19 protein-coding genes are annotated in these 19,904 nt (G+C 65.2%); 3 read left to right on the top strand and 16 right to left on the bottom strand.

The window, feature by feature from the left end:
• Nucleotides 1-284 precede the first annotated feature (284 nt).
• The 16 genes from asd to C7416_RS05280 form a co-directional block, all read right to left on the bottom strand.
• Nucleotides 285-1,421, bottom strand: coding sequence for an aspartate-semialdehyde dehydrogenase (asd, locus tag C7416_RS05355; protein WP_111517518.1), 1,137 nt, complete (start codon nt 1,419-1,421; stop codon nt 285-287).
• 333 nt (nt 1,422-1,754) lie between these two features.
• The gene (leuB, locus tag C7416_RS05350; protein WP_111517517.1) at nt 1,755-2,822 is read right to left on the bottom strand and encodes a 3-isopropylmalate dehydrogenase; all 1,068 of its coding nucleotides are present in this window, start codon (nt 2,820-2,822) and stop codon (nt 1,755-1,757) included.
• A gap of 22 nt (nt 2,823-2,844) precedes the next feature.
• The gene (gene leuD, locus C7416_RS05345) at nt 2,845-3,495 is read right to left on the bottom strand and encodes a 3-isopropylmalate dehydratase small subunit (protein ID WP_111517516.1); all 651 of its coding nucleotides are present in this window, start codon (nt 3,493-3,495) and stop codon (nt 2,845-2,847) included.
• A gap of 19 nt (nt 3,496-3,514) precedes the next feature.
• Complete coding sequence (gene leuC, locus C7416_RS05340) at nt 3,515-4,924, bottom strand: 3-isopropylmalate dehydratase large subunit (RefSeq protein ID WP_111517515.1); 1,410 nt, start codon at nt 4,922-4,924, stop codon at nt 3,515-3,517.
• Between the two features lie 325 nt (nt 4,925-5,249).
• A complete protein-coding gene (locus C7416_RS05335) occupies nt 5,250-5,951 on the bottom strand; it encodes an ABC transporter ATP-binding protein (RefSeq protein ID WP_111517514.1) in 702 nt (233 codons plus the stop codon).
• Nucleotides 5,951-6,724: a high-affinity branched-chain amino acid ABC transporter ATP-binding protein LivG gene (gene livG, locus C7416_RS05330; RefSeq protein WP_111518062.1), complete on the bottom strand. Its 774-nt coding sequence runs from the start codon at nt 6,722-6,724 to the stop codon at nt 5,951-5,953. Before livG ends, C7416_RS05335 begins: the two co-directional genes overlap by 1 nt.
• Nucleotides 6,725-6,744: 20 nt before the next feature.
• Nucleotides 6,745-8,007, bottom strand: coding sequence for a high-affinity branched-chain amino acid ABC transporter permease LivM (locus C7416_RS05325; RefSeq protein ID WP_111517513.1), 1,263 nt, complete (start codon nt 8,005-8,007; stop codon nt 6,745-6,747).
• A 36-nt stretch (nt 8,008-8,043) separates the two neighbouring features.
• Nucleotides 8,044-8,970 carry a high-affinity branched-chain amino acid ABC transporter permease LivH gene (gene livH, locus C7416_RS05320; protein ID WP_012353367.1) on the bottom strand — a complete coding sequence of 309 codons (927 nt, stop codon included), beginning with the start codon at nt 8,968-8,970 and terminating at the stop codon, nt 8,044-8,046.
• A 253-nt stretch (nt 8,971-9,223) separates the two neighbouring features.
• Nucleotides 9,224-10,339 carry a branched-chain amino acid ABC transporter substrate-binding protein gene (locus tag C7416_RS05315; protein WP_062800981.1) on the bottom strand — a complete coding sequence of 372 codons (1,116 nt, stop codon included), beginning with the start codon at nt 10,337-10,339 and terminating at the stop codon, nt 9,224-9,226.
• 535 nt (nt 10,340-10,874) lie between these two features.
• Nucleotides 10,875-12,176, bottom strand: coding sequence for a citrate synthase (gltA, locus tag C7416_RS05310; protein WP_012353369.1), 1,302 nt, complete (start codon nt 12,174-12,176; stop codon nt 10,875-10,877).
• A gap of 43 nt (nt 12,177-12,219) precedes the next feature.
• Nucleotides 12,220-12,507 (bottom strand): FAD assembly factor SdhE, encoded by a 288-nt coding sequence (locus C7416_RS05305; RefSeq protein WP_012353370.1) that lies wholly within the window; start codon nt 12,505-12,507, stop codon nt 12,220-12,222.
• Nucleotides 12,508-12,585: 78 nt separating this feature from the next.
• Complete coding sequence (locus C7416_RS05300) at nt 12,586-13,287, bottom strand: succinate dehydrogenase iron-sulfur subunit (protein ID WP_011298473.1); 702 nt, start codon at nt 13,285-13,287, stop codon at nt 12,586-12,588.
• Between the two features lie 34 nt (nt 13,288-13,321).
• Nucleotides 13,322-15,100 carry a succinate dehydrogenase flavoprotein subunit gene (gene sdhA / locus C7416_RS05295; RefSeq protein ID WP_111517512.1) on the bottom strand — a complete coding sequence of 593 codons (1,779 nt, stop codon included), beginning with the start codon at nt 15,098-15,100 and terminating at the stop codon, nt 13,322-13,324.
• 3 nt (nt 15,101-15,103) lie between these two features.
• Nucleotides 15,104-15,469: a succinate dehydrogenase, hydrophobic membrane anchor protein gene (gene sdhD, locus C7416_RS05290; RefSeq protein WP_012353372.1), complete on the bottom strand. Its 366-nt coding sequence runs from the start codon at nt 15,467-15,469 to the stop codon at nt 15,104-15,106.
• Nucleotides 15,470-15,480: 11 nt separating this feature from the next.
• Nucleotides 15,481-15,891, bottom strand: a complete 411-nt coding sequence (sdhC, locus tag C7416_RS05285; protein WP_111518060.1) for a succinate dehydrogenase, cytochrome b556 subunit — start codon at nt 15,889-15,891, stop codon at nt 15,481-15,483.
• Between the two features lie 278 nt (nt 15,892-16,169).
• Nucleotides 16,170-17,084: a GntR family transcriptional regulator gene (locus C7416_RS05280; RefSeq protein ID WP_111517511.1), complete on the bottom strand. Its 915-nt coding sequence runs from the start codon at nt 17,082-17,084 to the stop codon at nt 16,170-16,172.
• A gap of 412 nt (nt 17,085-17,496) precedes the next feature.
• On the opposite strand from C7416_RS05280, the gene C7416_RS05275 reads away from it, so the two are divergent.
• The 3 genes from C7416_RS05275 to C7416_RS05265 form a co-directional block, all read left to right on the top strand.
• Entirely contained in the window at nt 17,497-18,480 is a 984-nt protein-coding gene (locus C7416_RS05275) for a malate dehydrogenase (RefSeq protein ID WP_111517510.1), read from the top strand.
• A gap of 127 nt (nt 18,481-18,607) precedes the next feature.
• The gene (locus tag C7416_RS05270) at nt 18,608-19,588 is read left to right on the top strand and encodes an HpcH/HpaI aldolase/citrate lyase family protein (RefSeq protein WP_111517509.1); all 981 of its coding nucleotides are present in this window, start codon (nt 18,608-18,610) and stop codon (nt 19,586-19,588) included.
• Between the two features lie 50 nt (nt 19,589-19,638).
• Nucleotides 19,639-19,904: citrate/2-methylcitrate synthase (locus tag C7416_RS05265; RefSeq protein ID WP_309250938.1), on the top strand; the 266-nt coding region annotated here is incomplete at its 3' end.

The following is a 19,904-nucleotide window of genomic DNA, read 5'->3' as shown; positions in this document are numbered from 1 at the left end:
GTTTTAGTAGCGATATGAATCGACAAACCGACCCCGACAACCGACTCCATTAACCAGGTCCGCCCGGCCGGCGGGGCATTCTGAACGGCCCCTTTGCCAGCCTGCGCGCAGGCGCCCGTCCCTGCGGGCGCGGGGCGCATGCCGGCGTATTGTGACGCATCGCCCAGCAAAATAGGCGCCCGGATACAACAACGCCGCGCATGGGCGCGGCGTCGTAAGCAAAGCGCTGCATTCTGTTGCCTGGCTGCAACGGGCGCAACCAGGCCTCAGGCGGCGGCCTGCGATCAGGACTCGATCAGGATACGCAGCATGCGGCGCAGCGGCTCGGCCGCGCCCCACAGCAGCTGGTCGCCGACCGTGAAGGCCGACAGGTACTCGCCGCCCATCTGCATCTTGCGCAGGCGGCCGACCGGGATGGTCAGCGTGCCGGTCACGGCCGCGGGGGTCAGGCCGGTCATGCTGGCCTCACGCGTGTTCGGCACCACCTTGGCCCACTGGTTATGGGCGGCGAGCATGCCTTCGATCTCGTCCAGCGGCACATCCTTGCGCAGCTTGATGGTCAGCGCCTGCGAGTGGCAGCGCATCGCGCCGATGCGCACGCACAGGCCGTCGACGGCGATCGGCGTGGCGCCGGTCGCGCCCAGGAAGCCCTCGCCGCGACCCAGGATCTTGTTGGTCTCGGCGCCGCCCTTCCACTCTTCCTTGGACTGGCCGTTGCCCAGGTCCTTGTCGATCCAGGGAATCAGGTTGCCCGCCAGCGGCACGCCGAACTGCTTGGTTTCTTCCGCCGACAGGCCGTGCTGGGTCGACAGGATCTGGCGGTCGATCTCCAGGATGGCCGACGCCGGGTTGTCCAGCAGCGGCTTGACCGAGGCGTTGAGCGTGCCGAACTGGGTCAGCAGTTCGCGCATGTGCTGCGCGCCGCCGCCAGAGGCCGCCTGGTAGGTCATCGAGGTCATCCATTCGACCATGTCCGCCTGGAACAGACCGCCGAGACCGATCAGCATGCAGCTGACGGTGCAATTGCCGCCGATGAAATTCTTGACGCCCTTGGACAGCGCGTCCTTGATCACACCCTGGTTGACCGGATCGAGCACGATGATGGCATCGTCCTTCATCCGCAGCGACGACGCCGCGTCGATCCAGTAGCCCTTCCAGCCCGCCGCGCGCAGCTTGGGGAAGACCTCGTTGGTGTAGTCGCCGCCCTGGGCGGTCAGCACCACGTCGCACTTCTTCAGTGCCTCGATGTCGTTGGCATCCTTGAGCGTGGTTTCGTTCTTGGCCATGGCGGGCGCCTTGCCGCCGGCGTTGGACGTGCTGAAGAAGACGGGCTCGATATGGTCGAAATCACGCTCTTCCTGCATGCGCTGCATCAGGACGCTGCCGACCATTCCCCGCCAACCGACGAGACCTACAATCATGATTTACCTCGGATGTGATTTTTACTTCCCCGCCATTTTCCTCGCCCGGCGTGGCTGCGCGGGGAAGACGGGCAGGCACGACGAACGGATCTAGGCGATCGCGGTTTTAATAGTGGTTTTAATCGTCGTTGCGGTCTGGCCGAGCGAAATCGTGCCAACCGGGCCGCGGGTAGCGGTCAGGGCGACAACAGCAGTCAGGGTGGACTGGGAAAATCGGGCCATCGGCAGAGTCTACACGATTTTGCGGCGCTGCCGCAGCGTGCAAATTGGGGACAAATAAAACGCAGGGCACCGCGCATTGCGGTGCCCTTTTGCGCGTGGCTTGCGTGTGACTTACAGTGCCGCCAGCACGGCCTCGCCCATCTCGCGGGTGCCGACCTGCTTGCAACCCGGCGTCAGGATGTCGCCGGTGCGGTAGCCCTGGGCCAGCACCTTCTTGACGGCGTTCTCGATGCGGTCGGCCTGCTCGGCCTTGTTCAGCGAGTAGCGCAGCATCATCGCCGCGGACAGGATGGTGGCCAGCGGATTGGCGATGCCCTTGCCGGCGATGTCCGGCGCCGAGCCGTGCGAGGGCTCGTACAGGCCCTTGTTGTTGGCATCCAGCGACGCCGACGGCAGCATGCCGATCGAGCCGGTCAGCATCGCCGCCTCGTCCGACAGGATGTCGCCGAACATATTGCCGGTGACGATCACGTCGAAGCTCTTGGGCGCCTTGACCAGCTGCATGGCCGCGTTGTCGACGTACATGTGCGACAGCTCGACCTCGGGATATTCCTTGCTGACGTCGATGACGATGTCCTTCCAGAACTGGAAGGTCTCGAGCACGTTGGCCTTGTCGACGCTGCACAGCTTCTTGCCGCGCTTGGCCGCGGCCTGGAATGCCACGTGAGCGATGCGGCGGATTTCCGGCTCGCTGTAGCGCATGGTGTCGAAGGCTTCGCGCGCGCCCTGGAACAGGCCGTCCGGCGCTTCGCGCAGGCCGCGCGGCTGGCCGAAGTAGATGTCGCCGTTCAGCTCGCGCACGATCAGGATGTCGAGGCCGGCCACCAGCTCGGGCTTCAGGCTCGAGGCACCGGTCAGTTCCGGATAGCAGATCGCCGGGCGGAAGTTGGCGAACAGCTGCAGGTGCTTGCGCAGGCCCAGGATGGCCTGCTCGGGGCGCAGCGAGCGCTCCAGGCTGTCGTACTTCCAGTCGCCGACGGCGCCGAACAGGATGGCGTCGGCCTCCTTGGCCAGCTTGAGCGTGTTCTCCGGCAGCGGATGGCCTTCGGCCTCGTAGCCGGCGCCGCCCACCGGCGCGGTTTCCAGTTCGAACTTCTCGTCGAGCGCGTTCAGGACCTTGACGGCCTCTGCAACGATTTCGGGACCGATGCCGTCACCCGGCAGGACTGCGATCTTCATTGTTGTCTTTCCTCGTAGAGCCTTATCCGACCAGGCGGTTGTTCAGCCACGGCATCTTCGCCACGCGCTCGGCCTCGAAGGCCTTGATCTTGTCGGCATGGCGCAGGGTCAGGCCGATATCGTCGAAGCCGTTCAGCATGCAGTACTTGCGGAACGGCGCGATGTCGAACTCGTAGCCCTGCCCCGACGGCGTCAGCACCACCTGCTTGTCGAGGTCGATGGTCAGCTGGTAGCCGTTGAACGCATTGGTCTCGTTGAACAGGTGCTCGACCTGCTGCTCGCTCAGCACCACCGGCAGCAGGCCGTTCTTGTAGCAGTTGTTGAAGAAGATGTCGGCGAAGCTGGGCGCGATCACGGCGCGGAAGCCGTACTGCGTCAGCGCCCACGGCGCGTGCTCGCGCGAGCTGCCGCAGCCGAAGTTGCGGCGTGCCAGCAGGATCGACGCGCCCTGGTAGCGCGGCTGGTTCAGCACGAAGTCCGGGTTCAGCGGACGCTTGCTGTTGTCCATGCCGGGCTCGCCCACATCCTTGTAGCGCCACTCGTCGAACAGGTTGGGACCGAAGCCGGTGCGCTTGATCGACTTCAGGAACTGCTTCGGGATGATGGCGTCGGTGTCGACGTTCTCGCGGTCGAGCGGCGCGACCAGGCCGCTGTGTACGGTGAACTTTTCCATGTGCTCTGTCCTTGCTTGTTCAGCCCAGCTTGCGGATATCGACGAAGTGGCCCTCGATGGCGGCCGCGGCGGCCATCGCCGGGCTCACCAGGTGGGTGCGCCCGCCCGCGCCCTGGCGGCCTTCGAAGTTGCGGTTCGAGGTCGAGGCGCAGCGCTCGCCGGCATCGAGGCGGTCGGCGTTCATCGCCAGGCACATCGAGCAGCCCGGCTCGCGCCACTCGAAGCCGGCGGCCTTGAAGATCTGGTCCAGGCCTTCGCGCTCGGCCTGTTCCTTGACCAGGCCCGAGCCCGGCACCACCATCGCCAGCTTTACGTTCGATGCAATCTTGCGGCCCAGCTTCTGCACCACCCAGGCGGCGGCGCGCATGTCTTCGATGCGGCTGTTGGTGCAGGAACCGATGAAGACCTTGTCGATGCTGATGCTCTCGACCGGCACGTTGGGCTGCAGGCCCATGTATTCGAGCGCGCGCTCCATCGCGTTGCGCTTGTTCGGGTCCTTTTCCTTCTCCGGATCCGGCACGCGGTCTTCGATGCTGATCACCATTTCCGGCGAGGTGCCCCAGGTCACCTGCGGGCGCACGTCTTCCGCGCGCAGCTCGACCACCTGGTCGAACTTGGCACCGGCATCCGAATGCAGCGTGCGCCAGTAGGCCACGGCCTGCTCCCACTCCACGCCCTGCGGCGCGTACGGACGCCCCTTGACGTATTCGAGCGTGACATCGTCCACGGCCACCAGGCCGGCGCGCGCACCGGCCTCGATCGCCATGTTGCAGACCGTCATGCGGCCTTCCATGGTCAGGTCGCGGATGGCCGAGCCGGCGAACTCGATGGTGTAGCCGGTGCCGCCCGCGGTGCCGATCTTGCCGATCACGGCCAGCACGATGTCCTTGGCGGTGCAGCCGCGCGGCAGCTTGCCTTCCACCCGGACCAGCATGTTCTTGGCCTTCTTGCCCAGCAGCGTCTGCGTGGCCAGCACGTGCTCGACTTCCGAGGTGCCGATGCCGTGCGCCAGCGCGCCGAAGGCGCCGTGGGTGCTGGTATGCGAGTCGCCGCACACCACGGTCATGCCCGGCAGCGTCGCGCCCTGCTCCGGCCCGATCACGTGCACGATGCCCTGGCGGTGGTCGTTCATCTTGAACTGGGTAATGCCGTAGCTGTCGCAGTTGGCATCGAGCGTATCGACCTGCAGCTTCGACACCGGATCGGCAATGCCCTGGCTGCGGTCCGTGGTCGGCACGTTGTGGTCCGACACCGCCAGGTTGGCGCTGATGCGCCACACCGGACGCTCTGCCATCTTCAGGCCCTCGAACGCCTGCGGGCTGGTCACTTCATGCAGCAGGTGGCGGTCGATATAGAGCAGCGTGGTGCCGTCTTCCTCGACGTGGACGGTGTGGTCATCCCAGAGTTTGTCGTAGAGCGTCTTGGCCATGATGCGATGGCGGGACCGATGACCGTGCCTTGGCAGGCCGGACCGCGGGGACCGCGCAGTAGTTTGCAGGGGTAGTTTTCCGCTTCGTCGCGGTGACGAGCCGGACGACGACGAGATCGCGCCGGAAGCCGCCTGAAGCGAGCGTTATTTCAAGCGTTGCTGCGATGCTTGACTTGGCAATCGATTATGCCACCGCTCGGGGGCCGGGCCGGGCCGGGTCGGGGTGGAAATGTAATGTGATTGACGAAAGGGGGATTTCGCGGATGGCGAAAAGGCGGAAAGGGAAGAAAGTGGCCGCCGCGCCGGGCGCGGCGGCCAGCCGGCATCAGCCGCCGAGGTAGGCGGCCTTGATCCGGTCGTTGGCGAGCAGGTTGGCGCCGGTATCGGCCAGCACCACCTTGCCGGTCTCCAGCACATAGCCCCGGTCCGCCACCTGCAGCGCCTTGTTGGCGTTCTGCTCGACCAGGAACACGGTGACGCCTTCGTCACGAATGGTGCGGATGATGTCGAAGATCTGCGCGATGATCAGCGGCGCCAGGCCGAGCGTGGGCTCGTCCAGCAGCAGCAGGCGCGGCCGGCTCATCAGCGCGCGGCCGATCGCCAGCATCTGCTGCTCGCCGCCCGACATGGTGCCGGCGCGCTGGCCGGCGCGCTGGTTCAGGCGCGGGAACAGCTTGAACACGTGCTCGATGCCCGCCTCGATTTCATCGCGCCTGGCGAAGAACGCACCCATCTTCAGGTTTTCCAGCACCGTCAGGCTCGGGAACACGCGCCGGCCCTCGGGCGAGATCGCGAGCCCCAGGCGCATGATCTCGTGGGTCGAGCGATGGGTGATGTCCTGCCCTTCGAACAGCACGCGTCCGCTCGAGGCGCGCGGCGTGCCGCAAACGGTCATCATCAGCGTCGTCTTGCCGGCGCCGTTGCTGCCGATCAGGGTGACGATCTCCCCCTTGTTGACTTCGATCGATACGCCCGACAGCGCCTCGACGGCGCCGTAGTGGGTATGGACCTGTTCCAGCTTCAGCATCAGTCCTCTCCCAGGTAGGCCTTGATCACGCGCGGGTCGTTGCGCACTTCTTCGGGCTTGCCGATCACGATGGGCTTGCCGTGCTCCATCACCAGGATGCGGTCGGACACGCCCATCACCAGGCTCATGTCGTGCTCGATCAGCAGCACGGCAATGCCGAACTCCTTGCGCAACTGGTCGATGAGCTGCGACAGCTCGAGCTTTTCCTGGGGGTTCAGGCCGGCGGCGGGCTCGTCCAGCATCAGCAGGCGCGGCCGGGTGATCATGCAACGCGCGATCTCGAGCCGGCGCTGATGGCCGTAGGAAAGCGTGCCCGCCTCGCGGTTGGCGACGCTGGTCAGGCCCATGCGCTCCAGCCATTGCGCGGCGCGCTGCAGCGCCTCGCGTTCGGCGCGGCGGTAGGCCGGGGTTGCGAACAGCCCGCGCAGGATGCCGGACTGCACCTGCAGGTGTTGCGCCACCATCAGGTTCTCGACCACGGTCAGGTTCTTGAACAGGCGGATGTTCTGGAAGGTGCGCACCAGGCCCTTGCGCGCCACCATGTGGCTGGGCAGGCCGGCGATGGCATGGCCGTCGAGCGTGACGTCGCCCGCGGTCGGCTTGTAGAAGCCGCCGACGCAGTTGAACACCGTGGTCTTGCCGGCGCCGTTCGGGCCGATGATGGCGAAGACCTCGTCCTTGCGCACATCGAAGTCGATGCCGTCGACGGCCAGCAGGCCGCCGAAGCGCATCTGCAGGCCCGACACCCGGAGCAGTTCGGCCGATGTATTGATCGAAGCATTCATTGGCGCATTCATCGGGGCAGCTCCACGTGCGGGCGGCTCGCGGGCAGCAGGCCCTGCGGACGCCACATCATCATCAGCACCATCACCAGGCCGAAGATCAGCATGCGATATTCGGCAAAGCCGCGCGCCACTTCGGGCAGCACCGTCAGCAGGATCGCCGCCAGGATCACGCCCAGCTGCGAGCCCATGCCGCCCAGCACCACCACGGCCAGCACCAGCGCCGATTCGATGAAGGTGAACGATTCCGGATTGACCAGGCCCTGGCGCGCGGCGAAGAACGCGCCGCCCAGGCCGGCGAACGATGCCCCCAGCGTGAACGCCGACAGCTTGATGCGGGTCGGGTTCAGGCCCAGCGAGCGGCACGCGATCTCATCCTCGCGCAGCGCCTCCCAGGCGCGGCCCATCGGCATGCGGATCAGGCGGCTGGTGACGAACAGCGTGAAGCCGACCAGCAGCAGCGCGATCAGGTAGAGGAAGATCACCATGTGCTGGCTGGCGTAGTCCAGGCCGATCAGCTCGTGGAAGGTGCGCGTGCCCTCGACGCTGGCGCTGCGCGCCATCTCGAGGCCGAACACGCTGGGCTTGGGAATGCCCGAGACGCCGTCCGGGCCGCCGGTCAGGCTGGTCAGGTTGTTCAGCAGCAGGCGGATGATCTCGCCGAAGCCGAGCGTGACGATCGCCAGGTAGTCGCCGCGCAGCCGCAGCACCGGGAAGCCGAGCAGGAAACCGAAGCCTGCCGACAGCGCCGCCGCGATCGGCAGGCATTCCCAGAAGCTCAGGCCGAAGTACTGGTTCAGCAGCGCGTAGGTGTAGCCGCCCACGGCATAGAAGCCGACATAGCCCAGGTCGAGCAGGCCGGCATAGCCGACCACGATGTTGAGGCCGAGGCCCAGGATTACGTAGATCAGCGCCAGCGTGGCCACGTCGACGGCGCCGCGCGAGCCGAAGAACGGCCACACCAGCCCCACCGCCAGCAGCACCCACACCGCCACGCGCTGCTGCTGAGCACCCAGCTGCGGCAGCGCCGGCAGGCGCACCGCGCTGCCGGCGCGCGACAGCACCGGCTTGAACAGCTGGAACAGGAACACCGCCGCCACCGCCAGCCACACCGGCCGCCAGTGCGGTTCGAGCACTACCTGATAGCCTTCCAGCTTCAGCTGCAGGCCCAGGATGGGAATGGTCAGGATGGCGGTCACCACCGCCGCCGTGATCGCGTTCTTGAGCGACTGGCCCGGCGTGGCGCCGCGCGCGGCGGCCTTTGCCGCCGGCATTGCGGAAACATTGTTGGTCATGGTCTCACCCTCCCCTCAGACCTTTTCGACATCGGGCTTGCCCAGCAGCCCGGTCGGACGGAACAGCAGCACCAGCACCAGCAGGCTGAAAGCGACCACGTCCTTGTATTCGGCCGGCATGTAGCCCGAGGCGAAGGTTTCCGCCAGGCCCAGCAGCACGCCGCCGAGCATCGCGCCCGGGATGCTGCCGATGCCGCCCAGCACCGCCGCGGTAAAGGCCTTGATGCCGGCAATGAAGCCGATGAAGGGATTGAGCTTGCCGATGGTCAGCCCGATCAGCACGCCGCCCACCGCCGCCAGCATCGCGCCCAGCACGAAGGTGAACGAGATCACCTTGTTGGTGTCGATGCCCAGCAGGTTGGCCATGCGCATGTCCTCGGCGCAGGCGCGGCAGGCGCGGCCCATGCGCGAGCGGCCGATAAACAGCGTCAGCGCCACCATCAGCGCCAGCGTCACGCCGACGATCAGCAGGCGCGAGTATGGCACCGTCACGGTGAAGTCGCCGCCCATCTGGAACTCGATGGCGCCCGAGATCAGCACCGGCACCGACACATCGCGCGCGCCCTGCCCGATCTGGACATAGTTCTGCAGGAAGATCGACATGCCGATGGCCGAGATCAGCGGCACCAGCCGCGGCCCGCCGCGCAAGGGGCGGTATGCCACCCGCTCGACCGCATAGCCGTAGACGCCGGTGACCATCACCGACACCAGCAAGGCGGCGCCGAGCACCAGTGGCAGGGGGTAGCCTGCCTGGGCGCCGATGGCGGTGAGCGTGACCAGCCCGACATAGGCACCGATCATGTAAATCTCGCCGTGCGCGAAATTGATCATGCCGATGATGCCGTAGACCATTGTGTAGCCGATGGCGATCAGCGCATAGATCGCACCCAGCGTCAGGCCGTTGACCAGTTGCTGGGTGAACTGTGGAAGGAATTCATTCATTGGGGAAGCCTCGTAGGCGCCGGAACTGGCCCAGGCGGGGTGCGCCCAAACCATTCGAACTTGCCAAAGCAAGGTGTTCGCCCTCTCCCCGCATGGGGAGAGGGCCGGGGTGAGGGGTGGTTTAGCGGGGAGCCACATCAAGCGGGGCCAACGGTTTTACCCGCCGGCCTCAGCCTTTGACCCGCCCGCCCTCACCCCCTGCCCCTCTCCCGCAAGCGGGAGAGGGGAGCAACCCGTCGGGAGAGCAAGCGCCTTAGTTCGCGGCGGTCTTGCTGGCGTCCTTGTGCCAGGTGTAGACCACGAACTTGAAGGACTTCAGGTCGCCCTTGGCGTCGTACTCGACCTTGCCGATCGGCGTGGTGAAGGCGTTCTTGTGCATGTACGCCGCGACCTTGGTGGGATCGGTGCTCTTGGCGCCGGCGATGGCGTCGCCGATGATCTTGACGGCGGCATAGGCCGGCATCTGGAACGGGCCGTTGGCGTCACGCTTCTTGTCGGCAAAGGCCTTGACCAGGCCGGCGTTGGCGGGATCGGCCGAGAAGTCGGCCGGCAGCGTCACCAGCATGCCTTCCGACGACGGGCCGGCGATCGCGGTCACGTCCTTGTTGCCCACGCCCTCGGGGCCCATGAAGGTGGCCTTCACGCCCTGCTCGCGCGCCTGGCGCAGCAGCAGGCCCATTTCCGGGTGGTAGCCGCCGAAGTAGACGAAGTCCACGCCCTGCGACTTGAGCTTGGTGATCACGGCCGAGTAGTCCGAGTCGCCGGCGTTGATGCCTTCGAACACGGCCACCGGGATCTTGGCGGCTTCCAGGTCCTTCTTCACCGAGCTGGCGATGCCCTGGCCGTACGACTGCTTGTCGTGCAGCACCGCGACCTTCTTCGGCTTGACCTTGCCGATGATGTATTGCGCGGCGGCCGGGCCCTGCTGGTCGTCGCGGCCGATGGTGCGGAAGATGAAGTTGCGCTTCTTGGTTTCGGTCAGCTGCGGCGCGGTGGCCGACGGCGTGACCATCACGATGCCTTCGTTCTCGTAGATGTCCGAGGCCGGAATGGTCGAGCCCGAGCACACGTGGCCGATCACGTACTTGATGTTCTGGCTGACGATCTTGTTGGCCACCGCCACCGCCTGCTTGGGCTCGCAGGCGTCATCCATCAGCACCACCTCGAACTTGTTGCCGCCGGCGCCGCCGGCTGCATTGATCTGTTCGACGGCGGTCAGCGCACCGGCCTTGACCATGTCGCCATACTGCGCCACCGAGCCGCTCATCGGGCCGGCAATGGCGATCTTCACGGTTTCGGCATTGGCGGCGGCGCCAAAGGTAGCCAGCATGGCAGCCAGCGAAATGGTGGAAAGACGGGACAGCGTCATCAGGAGCTCCTCGATTTATGTTTGGGTCATCCGGGCAGAAACGGTATGACCTGCGCAATCGAACAACACCCGCGGACGACTGGGATCGGGATTGGCGAAAAGCGCCACCCGAGACGCGGAAGTCGGGCCAGCAAGGAAGAGACAGCGTATGCGGGGCCCGGCAAGTGTCAGTCCCGCTGAGGTATGGGGACCAAGGTTCGGAAAGACAACGTTTGATGCGTTCTCTATTGCGCAAGCGATTCGCCTGCCCCGCTTGCCGCACCGCATGCCGGAAGGGTGGCCCGGCTGCCGTCGGCAAAGCAGCCCGCATTATAGGGTCAAATTTCCTGCCGCACGCGACTATCGCACAATTTATGCGGAAGGGATTTGGGAAAACGCGACACAATCCTCCACAAATTGCGCCCCGGACCATTCAGGGTGCAATTTCCTGCCCTTTCCGCCGCCGCAGTGCACAACCGCGCCCGCGCCACAAAGACAAACGCCCCGGCGGGGCCGGGGCGTCTGGAATTGCTGCGCTGCGCAGCGGCGGACCAGCTTAGCGCTTGGCCACGTCCGGCACGTCGCGGGTGGCGGCGCCGACGAACAGCTGGCGCGGACGGCCGATCTTGTATTCCGGATCGGTGATCATCTCTTCCCACTGCGAGATCCAGCCCGGGGTGCGGGCCAGCGCGAAGATGCAGGTGAACAGCGAGGTCGGGATACCCAGCGCGCGCTGCACGATGCCCGAGTAGAAGTCGACGTTCGGGTACAGCTTGCGGCTGACGAAGTACTCGTCTTCCAGCGCGATCTTTTCCAGCTCCATGGCCAGCTTGAACAGCGGGTCGTTGTGCAGGCCCAGCTCGTTCAGCACTTCATGGCAGGTTTCGCGCATCAGCTTGGCGCGCGGATCGTAGTTCTTGTACACGCGGTGGCCGAAGCCCATCAGGCGCACGCCCGAGTTCTTGTCCTTGACCTGCTTGATGAACTCGTTGATGTTGTCGACGCTGCCGATTTCTTCCAGCATCTTCAGCGCGGCTTCGTTGGCGCCGCCGTGGGCCGGGCCCCACAGGCAGGCCACGCCCGCGGCGATCGCTGCGAACGGGTTGGTGCCCGACGAACCGGCCAGGCGCACGGTCGAGGTCGACGCGTTCTGCTCGTGGTCGGCGTGCAGGATAAAGATGCGGTCCAGCGCGCGCTCCAGCACCGGGTTCACGGTGTACGGGGCGCACGGCGTGGCAAACATCATGCGCATGAAGTTGCCCGAGTAGGACAGGTCGTTCTGCGGGTAGATGTACGGCTGGCCGATGTTGTACTTGTACGCCATCGCCACCAGGGTCGGCATCTTGGCGATCAGGCGGATGGCCGAGATCTCGCGCTGGTGCGGATCGTCGATGTCCATGGCGTCGTGGTAGAACGCGCTCATGGCGCCGACCATGCCGGTCAGCACGGCCATCGGGTGCGCATCGCGGCGGAAACCGCGCATGAAGAACTGCATCTGCTCGTGGACCATGGTGTGGTTCATCACATGGCCGACGAATTCTTCCTTCTGCTTGGCGTTGGGCAGCTCGCCCTTCAGCAGCAGGTAGCAGGTCTCGAGGTGGTCGCACTTCTGCGCCAGCTGCTCGATCGGGTAGCCGCGGTACAGCAGCTCGCCCTTGTCGCCGTCGATATAGGTGATCTTGGAATTGCACGAAGCCGTCGACATGAAACCGGGGTCGTAGGTGAACTTACCGGTTTGTCCGTACAGCTTGCGAATGTCGATCACGTCCGGGCCAACCGTACCCTTGTAGATCGGCAGCTCAACGCTGGGGGAACCATCGGAGAACGATAGCGTGGCTTTCACATCGGACGGCGTCATGTCGGATCCTTCAAATGCTGTGAATAATAATGTTGACCAAAACTCAGACCGTACGCAGCAGGGCGATGACTCGCTGCATCGGGGGCGTGTCGAGCTCACCGTCCAGTTCCTTGCGCGCAAGGAGCAGGTCCATCAACTCGTTGTCGCTGAGCTCGAACAGCTGGCTCAGCGCAGCCACATCCTCGTCGGACAGGCTCTCCTCGTAACGGTTGAAGAAACGTTCGACGATGATGTCGTTCTCCAGGAGGCCGCGGCGGGCACGCCAGCGCAACCGGGCGCGCTTGTGCGGATCGGCCTGATGGGAGAAGGTGGTGGCAGGACTCTCAGTCATGGCTTCCTACTTTCGGCGCGCCCGCCAGATATAGCCGCTCTGGCTGACGCGCCGCTTACTACTTAGACAGCCGCGCGATCACACCGCGCGGCGGACCATCAGCTCCTTGATCTTGCCGATGGCCTTGGTCGGGTTCAGACCCTTCGGGCACACGTCGACGCAGTTCATGATGCTGTGGCAGCGGAACAGGCGGTACGGGTCGTTCAGGTTGTCCAGACGCTCGCTGGTGGCCTGGTCGCGGCTGTCCGCGATGAAGCGGTAAGCCTGCAGCAGGCCGGCCGGGCCGACGAACTTGTCCGGGTTCCACCAGAACGACGGGCACGAGGTCGAGCAGCTGGCGCAGAGAATGCACTCGTACAGGCCGTCCAGCTCGTCACGCTCTTCCGGCGACTGCAGGCGCTCTTTCTCGGGCGGCGGCTCGTCGTTGATCAGGAACGGCTTGATCGAGTTGTACTGCTTGAAGAAGTTCGTCATGTCGACGATCAGGTCGCGCACCACCGGCAGGCCGGGCAGCGGACGCAGCACGATGCGGTCCGGCAGCTCGCGCATGTTGGTCAGGCAGGCCAGGCCGTTCTTGCCGTTGATGTTCATCGCGTCCGAGCCGCACACGCCTTCGCGGCACGAACGGCGGAACGAGATGGTCTCGTCCAGCTTCTTCAGCTTCACCAGCGCGTCCAGCAGCATGCGCTCGTGGCCGTCCAGCTCGACCTCGTAGGTCTGCATGCGCGGCGCCGCATCCTTGTCCGGATCGTAGCGGTAGACTTCGAAAATACGCTTCATTTCTGTGGGTCCTGTTGTCTCTACGATGCGGTGCTCAGAACGTACGGGCCTTCGGCGGCACGCTTTCCACCGTCAGCGGTTCCATCTTCACCGGCTTGTAGTCGAGGCGGTTGCCTTCGCTGTAGAACAGCGTGTGCTTGAGCCAGTTCTGGTCGTCGCGGTTGGGGAAGTCGCTGTGCGCGTGGGCGCCGCGCGATTCCTTGCGCGCCGCGGCCGAGATCATGGTGGCCTTGGCCACTTCCACCAGGTTGGCCACTTCCAGGGCTTCCACCAGCGCGGTGTTGAAGACCTTGGACTTGTCCTTCAGGTGGATGTTGGCGGCACGCTCGGTCACTTCCAGGATGCGCTCGACGCCTTCGTCCATCAGCTTCTGGGTACGGAACACGCCGGCATGCGACTGCATGTTCTTGCGGATGTCGTTGGCGACGTCCTGCGTGTACTCGCCCGACGACGAGGCCTGCAGCTTGGCCAGGCGCGACAGCGCCAGGTCGGCGGCGTCCGCCGGCAGCGGCTTGTGCTCTTTCTGCTTCAGGTTCTGCGCGATGATGTGGTTGCCGGCGGCGCGGCCGAACACCACCAGGTCGAGCAGCGAGTTGGTGCCCAGGCGGTTGGCGCCGTGCACCGACACGCACGAGCATTCGCCGATCGCGTAGAAGCCGTTGAGCACTTCGTTCGGGTTGCCGTTCTTCGGCACCACCACCTGGCCGTGGTAGTTGGTCGGGATGCCGCCCATCTGGTAGTGGATGGTCGGGACCACCGGGATCGGTTCCTTGATCGCGTCGACGTTGGCGAACTTCAGGCCGATCTCGCGGATCGACGGCAGGCGCTTCATGATGGTCTCGGCACCGACGTGGGTCAGGTCGAGCAGCACGTAGTCGCCGTTCGGGCCGCAGCCGCGGCCTTCCTTGATTTCCTGGTCCATCGAGCGCGAGACGAAGTCGCGCGGCGCCAGGTCCTTCAGCGTCGGCGCGTAGCGCTCCATGAAGCGCTCGCCGTCCTTGTTGCGCAGGATACCGCCCTCGCCGCGCACGCCTTCGGTGATCAGCACGCCCGCGCCGGCCACGCCGGTCGGGTGGAACTGCCAGAACTCCATGTCTTCCAGCGGCACGCCGGCGCGTGCGGCCATGCCCAGGCCGTCACCGGTGTTGATGAAGGCGTTGGTGGAAGCGGCGTAGATGCGGCCGGCACCGCCGGTCGCGAACAGCGTGGTCTTGGCCTCGAGGATGTAGACCTCGCCGGTTTCCATTTCCAGCGCGGTCACGCCCAGCACATCGCCGTCCTGGTCGCGGATCAGGTCCAGCGCCATCCATTCGACGAAGAAGTGGGTCTTGGCGCGCACGTTGCGCTGGTACAGCGTGTGCAGCAGCGCGTGGCCGGTACGGTCGGCCGCGGCGCAGGCGCGCTGCACCGGCTTTTCACCGTAGTTGGCGGTGTGGCCGCCGAACGGACGCTGATAGATGGTGCCGTCCGGGTTGCGGTCGAACGGCATGCCGAAGTGTTCGAGCTCGTACACGACCTTCGGCGCTTCCCGGCACATGAACTCGATCGCGTCCTGGTCACCCAGCCAGTCCGAGCCCTTGATGGTGTCGTAGAAGTGATAGTGCCAGTTGTCCTCGCTCATATTGCCGAGCGAGGCACCGATGCCGCCCTGCGCCGCCACCGTGTGCGAGCGGGTCGGGAACACCTTGGACAGCACGGCCACGTTCAGGCCGGCTTCCGCGAGCTGGAGGGATGCGCGCATCCCGGCGCCGCCAGCACCGACGATGACCACGTCAAAGCGGCGACGCGGCAATCCAGTCTTGACTGCGACCATTTATTACACCCTCCAGAGAATCTGAGCAGCGTAGCCCGCGCAACCGACGAGCCACAGAATCGTAAGAACTTGCAGCACGAGGCGCACCGCCATCGGCTTCACATAGTCCATCCAGATATCGCGCACGCCGATCCAGGCGTGATACAGCAGCGACAGGATGGTCAGGAACGTGATGATCTTCATCCACTGGTTGGCGAAGAGCCCTGCCCACGCTTCATAAGAAGCGCCGTTCGACAGCAGGAAGGCAATCGCCAGGATCACGGTGAAGACCACCATGACCACGGCGGTGACGCGTTGCGCGAGCCAGTCTTTCAGACCGTAGTGCGCACCGACGACAAGACGCTTGGGACCGATATTGTTATTTGCCACCTTGATTCTCCTCAGAACAGGCCGTACAGCTTCAGGCCGAAAATCAGGGTAAGCAGCAGGCTCACAACCAGCACGCTGACGGCAGACTTGGCCGAGGCGGGCTTGGAGACACCAACGTGCACGTCCAGCAGCAGGAAGCGGATCCCGGCGCAGAAGTGATGCAGATAACCCCAGATCAGGGCCAGCACAACCAGCTTGACAAAGCCGCCGGACAGAAGGGCCGAGAACTTTGCGAAGCTCAGTTCGGAGGTGATGCTCTGCTCAAACAGATACAGGACGAAGGGAAGGAGGAGGAACATCAGTGCACCGCTCACGCGATGCAGGATGGATACCTTGCCGGCCCAGGGCAACCGGTATTTCGCGATCTGCGAAATACCGATATTCCGGAACTCCGGCCTGGCTTGTTTGACGGCTTCAGCCATGCGAGACCCCATTAGCGGTAAACAAAGAAACGAAACTGCCATTGCCTGCATGCAACGGGATGCATTAGGGCAAATCCATGAGATTTTAGCGCCTTTGTTGCGCGCTGCACCAATAATTTTCTGCTATCACGGCCCGACAAGCGCCGCCCGACAATCGCACACTTCGCACATCCGGCGCGCCACTTCACGCGACAACCAGCGCGTCACGCAACCGCCGGCAATACCATGGCCAGGCCCACAATAATCGGCGCGCGCGCACCTGGCGCGGCGCCGTCATTTCAGCTCAGGTCGTTCTGGTAATAGTGCCGGGTGGTGACGTAGAGCCCACGGCGCACTTCCACCGGGCGGTCGCCATAGGTGTAGGACACGCGCTCGACCGACAGCAGCGGCGCGCCCACCGGCACGGACAGCAGCTCGGCGGCGGTCTCGTCGGCGGGCACGGCGCGGATCTTTTCCGAGGCGCGAATCATGCGCGTACCGAATTCGGCCTCGAACAATGCATACATGGGCCCTTTCCATTCGGTCAGCTTTTCCGCGGTCAGGCCCTTGAAGTTGGCGCCGAGCAGCCAGATTTCGTCCAGCACGGTCGACTCGCCGGAGAAAGTCAGCACGCGGCGGATCTGCACCACGCTGTCGCCGGTGCGGATATCGAGCAGCCGCGCGATTTCGGCGGGGGCGCGCAGGCGCTTGCATTCGAGCACGCGGCTGGCGCCATAATGGGGTTCGCCCTCGTCCGGGACGAGGCGCAGGAAGCGGAACTTGACCACGTCTTCATGGTGCGTGGTCACGAAGGTGCCCTTGCCCTGGCGGCGCGCCACCAGGTTCTCGGCGGCGAGTTCGTCGATGGCCTTGCGCACCGTGCCCTGGCTGACCTTGTAGCGCGACGCCAGCTCCATCTCGCTGGGAATCATCTCGCCCGGCTTCCATTCGCCGGATTGCAGGCTGCGCGTGATCAGCGCCTTGATCTGCTGGTAAAGCGGGCTGAACGTGGGCGATGGCACTGACTGCAGACCAGAAGCGGGACCAGGAGAGGCACCTGAAGCGGCACCAGTTTGCGGAGCGGCCTGCGGCGCAGCGGCCGGCGCGGGCGCCGGCGGCGAAAGCGGCTGCGTCCCGGCGCCAGGCGTGGCGGCGCCAGATTCCTGCGCGCCGGGTGTGGCTGCGCCGGTCAGGGACGTAGGCAGGGAGGACATAGCGCGATTTCACCACAAAAGGGCGAGTAACGTCCAGCCTTACGTTAATTGTCTTATGTCTTATATAAGACATATGAATTGACAGGATGGAGAAGCCGGGCCTACACTCGCGCTGGTCCACGCCCGCGATCGCCCGCCTCCAGGCCCGCCAGCTGCCGCCCCAGGACGGAAATGTACCGCGCCCGCGGCGGCACGGTCTGGAAATGGCGCCTCGCTTCGCAGTAGACTAACGCTTTGTTGCATCACCATGACCCGTTGTGGCTCTCCCCCACCGGCCCCGCCACCTGGCTCCGGCGGACGGCCGCTCCCCGCTGTGGCGACAACCAGCACCCGGTGACACACCGCGCGCCCCTGCATGGCGCCGGCGCGCCACCGACCGGCATCCCCCCTTCTATCGTTTGGAGATTTACTCATGGCTAAAGCCCCAATGCGCGTCGCAGTGACCGGCGCCGCTGGCCAGATCGGCTACTCCCTGCTGTTCCGCATCGCCAATGGCGACATGCTGGGCAAAGACCAGCCGGTCATCCTCCAACTGCTCGACCTCCCGCAAGCCCAGCAAGCCGTCAAGGGCGTGGTGATGGAACTGGAAGACTGCGCGTTCCCGCTGCTGGCCGGCGTGGTCATCACCGATGACCCCAAGGTTGCCTTCAAGGACGCCGACGTGGCCCTGCTGGTGGGCGCCCGTCCGCGCAGCAAGGGCATGGAGCGCAAGGACCTGCTCGAAGCCAACGCCCAGATCTTCACGGTGCAGGGCAAGGCGCTGGACGAGGTCGCCAGCCGCGATGTCAAGGTGCTGGTGGTCGGCAACCCGGCCAACACCAATGCCTACATCGCCATGAAGTCGGCCCCGAACCTGCCGCGCGAGAACTTCACCGCGATGCTGCGCCTGGACCACAACCGCGCGCTGTCGCAGATCGCCGCCAAGACCGGCAAGCCGGTGTCGTCGATCGAGAAGCTGTTCGTGTGGGGCAACCACAGCCCGACCATGTACGCCGACTACCGCTACGCCACCGTCGACGGCCAGAGCGTCAAGGACCTGATCAACGACCCGGTGTGGAACAACGACGTGTTCCTGCCGACCGTCGGCAAGCGCGGCGCCGCCATCATCGAGGCGCGTGGCCTGTCGTCGGCCGCCTCGGCCGCCAATGCCGCGATCGACCACGTGCGCGACTGGGTGCTGGGCAGCAACGGCAAGGTCGTCACCATGGGCATCCCGTCCAACGGTGAGTACGGCATCCCGGCCGACACCATGTTCGGCTACCCGGTGACCACCGCCAACGGCAAGTACGAAATCGTCAAGGGTCTGGAGATCGACGCCTACAGCCAGGAAAAGATCAACATCACCCTGAAGGAACTGGAAGAAGAAAAGGCCGGCGTGCAGCATCTGCTGGGCTGATCTTCCCAACGCTCGACGAAAGACCGGGGTTCCGCAACGATTCATGAATCGGCGCGGACCCCGGTTTTTTCATAGGCAGCGGCCGTGCGGCCCTGCCTGTCCGCCAACTTCAACTTTCTGAATCCACGTGCATCCTTCCGAGGTCTTGTTCCAGGGCGAAGCCATCCCGGTCCAGCTGCCGGTGTGTGACCATTACGCGGGCAGCGAAAAGCTGATGCGCAAGTCGCTGGCCCTGCAACAAGAGCTTGGCCCGGTCTTCGACATCACCTTCGACTGCGAGGACGGCGCCGCCGTGGGCCATGAGCGCGAGCACGCCGAACTGTGCGCGCAGCTGGTCAACGGCCCGCTCAATGCCCACAACCGCGTGGGCGTGCGCATCCATGACCCGGCCCACCCCAGCTGGCGCCAGGACGTCGACGTGCTGGTCCGCGCCGCCGGGGCGCGGCTGGCCTATGTGGTGGTGCCCAAGGTCACCGACGTGGTCGAGGTCGCGCGCGTGACCGACCATGTCAACCAGGTCGCGCGCAGCGCCGGCATTGCCCGCCATATCCCGATCCATGTGCTGATCGAAACCCACGCCGCGCTGGAGCAGGCCTTCGATATCGCCGCGCTGGTGCAGGTGGAATGCCTGAGCTTCGGGCTGATGGACTTTGTCTCGGCCCACCACGGCGCGATTCCCGGCGACGCCATGCGCTCGCCGCAGCAGTTCGAACACCCGCTGGTGCGCCGGGCCATGCTGGAAATTTCCGCGGCCTGCCACCGCCACGGCAAGGTGCCGTCGCACAACGTCAGCACCGACGTGCAGGCGCCGCAGCGCGCCGGCGACGATGCGCTGCGTGCGCGCTGCGAATTCGGCTACCTGCGCAAGTGGAGCATCCATCCGGGCCAGATCGCGCCGATCGTGGCGGCGTTCCGCCCCGGCGCTGACGAGATCGGCGCCGCCAGCCAGATCCTGCTGGCCGCGCACGAGAACAACTGGGCGCCGATCCGCCATGAAGGGCAGCTGCACGACCGCGCCAGCTACCGCTATTACTGGTCGCTGCTGCAGCGCGCGCAGGCCACCGGCACGCCGCTGCCGGCCAACGTGGAAGCGCTGTTCTTCGGCTGAAGCCCCCAAACCCATCCCCACCCTCATCCGCAGTGCCCAAGGAGACACGGATGCCTGCCTCGAAGCTTGCCGCAACCGACCCCACGCTCGATCCCGCACCCGACTCCGGGGCCAGCGTGCCGGCCGCGCCGCGGGTCAAGAAATCCGTCGCGCTGTCGGGCGTGACCGCCGGCAACACCGCGCTGTGCACCGTCGGCCGCACCGGCAACGACCTGCACTATCGCGGCTACGACATCCTCGATATCGCCGAGACCTGCGAGTTCGAGGAAATCGCCCACCTGCTGGTGCACGGCAAGCTGCCGACGAAGTCCGAGCT

Origin of the sequence: Cupriavidus phytorum (assembly GCF_003254285.1) — a bacterium.
In the GTDB taxonomy this organism is placed as follows: Bacteria; Pseudomonadota; Gammaproteobacteria; order Burkholderiales; family Burkholderiaceae; genus Cupriavidus; species Cupriavidus phytorum.
Note: the sequence above shows the minus strand (reverse complement) of the source record. Positions and strands in the feature narration are given on the sequence as shown.

What these genes read in the sequence shown, in the direction of transcription:
- C7416_RS05305 (WP_012353370.1), bottom strand. Translation starts at nt 12,507, where the DNA reads ATGACTGAGAGTCCTGCCACCACCTTCTCCCATCAGGCCGATCCGCAC.
- livH (WP_012353367.1), bottom strand. Translation starts at nt 8,970, where the DNA reads ATGAATGAATTCCTTCCACAGTTCACCCAGCAACTGGTCAACGGCCTG.
- leuB (WP_111517517.1), bottom strand. Translation starts at nt 2,822, where the DNA reads ATGAAGATCGCAGTCCTGCCGGGTGACGGCATCGGTCCCGAAATCGTT.
- C7416_RS05315 (WP_062800981.1), bottom strand. Translation starts at nt 10,339, where the DNA reads ATGACGCTGTCCCGTCTTTCCACCATTTCGCTGGCTGCCATGCTGGCT.
- C7416_RS05335 (WP_111517514.1), bottom strand. Translation starts at nt 5,951, where the DNA reads ATGCTGAAGCTGGAACAGGTCCATACCCACTACGGCGCCGTCGAGGCG.
- leuC (WP_111517515.1), bottom strand. Translation starts at nt 4,924, where the DNA reads ATGGCCAAGACGCTCTACGACAAACTCTGGGATGACCACACCGTCCAC.
- leuD (WP_111517516.1), bottom strand. Translation starts at nt 3,495, where the DNA reads ATGGAAAAGTTCACCGTACACAGCGGCCTGGTCGCGCCGCTCGACCGC.
- C7416_RS05300 (WP_011298473.1), bottom strand. Translation starts at nt 13,287, where the DNA reads ATGAAGCGTATTTTCGAAGTCTACCGCTACGATCCGGACAAGGATGCG.
- gltA (WP_012353369.1), bottom strand. Translation starts at nt 12,176, where the DNA reads ATGACGCCGTCCGATGTGAAAGCCACGCTATCGTTCTCCGATGGTTCC.
- sdhA (WP_111517512.1), bottom strand. Translation starts at nt 15,100, where the DNA reads ATGGTCGCAGTCAAGACTGGATTGCCGCGTCGCCGCTTTGACGTGGTC.
- C7416_RS05325 (WP_111517513.1), bottom strand. Translation starts at nt 8,007, where the DNA reads ATGCCGGCGGCAAAGGCCGCCGCGCGCGGCGCCACGCCGGGCCAGTCG.
- C7416_RS05275 (WP_111517510.1), top strand. Translation starts at nt 17,497, where the DNA reads ATGGCTAAAGCCCCAATGCGCGTCGCAGTGACCGGCGCCGCTGGCCAG.
- C7416_RS05280 (WP_111517511.1), bottom strand. Translation starts at nt 17,084, where the DNA reads ATGTCCTCCCTGCCTACGTCCCTGACCGGCGCAGCCACACCCGGCGCG.
- sdhC (WP_111518060.1), bottom strand. Translation starts at nt 15,891, where the DNA reads ATGGCTGAAGCCGTCAAACAAGCCAGGCCGGAGTTCCGGAATATCGGT.
- asd (WP_111517518.1), bottom strand. Translation starts at nt 1,421, where the DNA reads ATGATTGTAGGTCTCGTCGGTTGGCGGGGAATGGTCGGCAGCGTCCTG.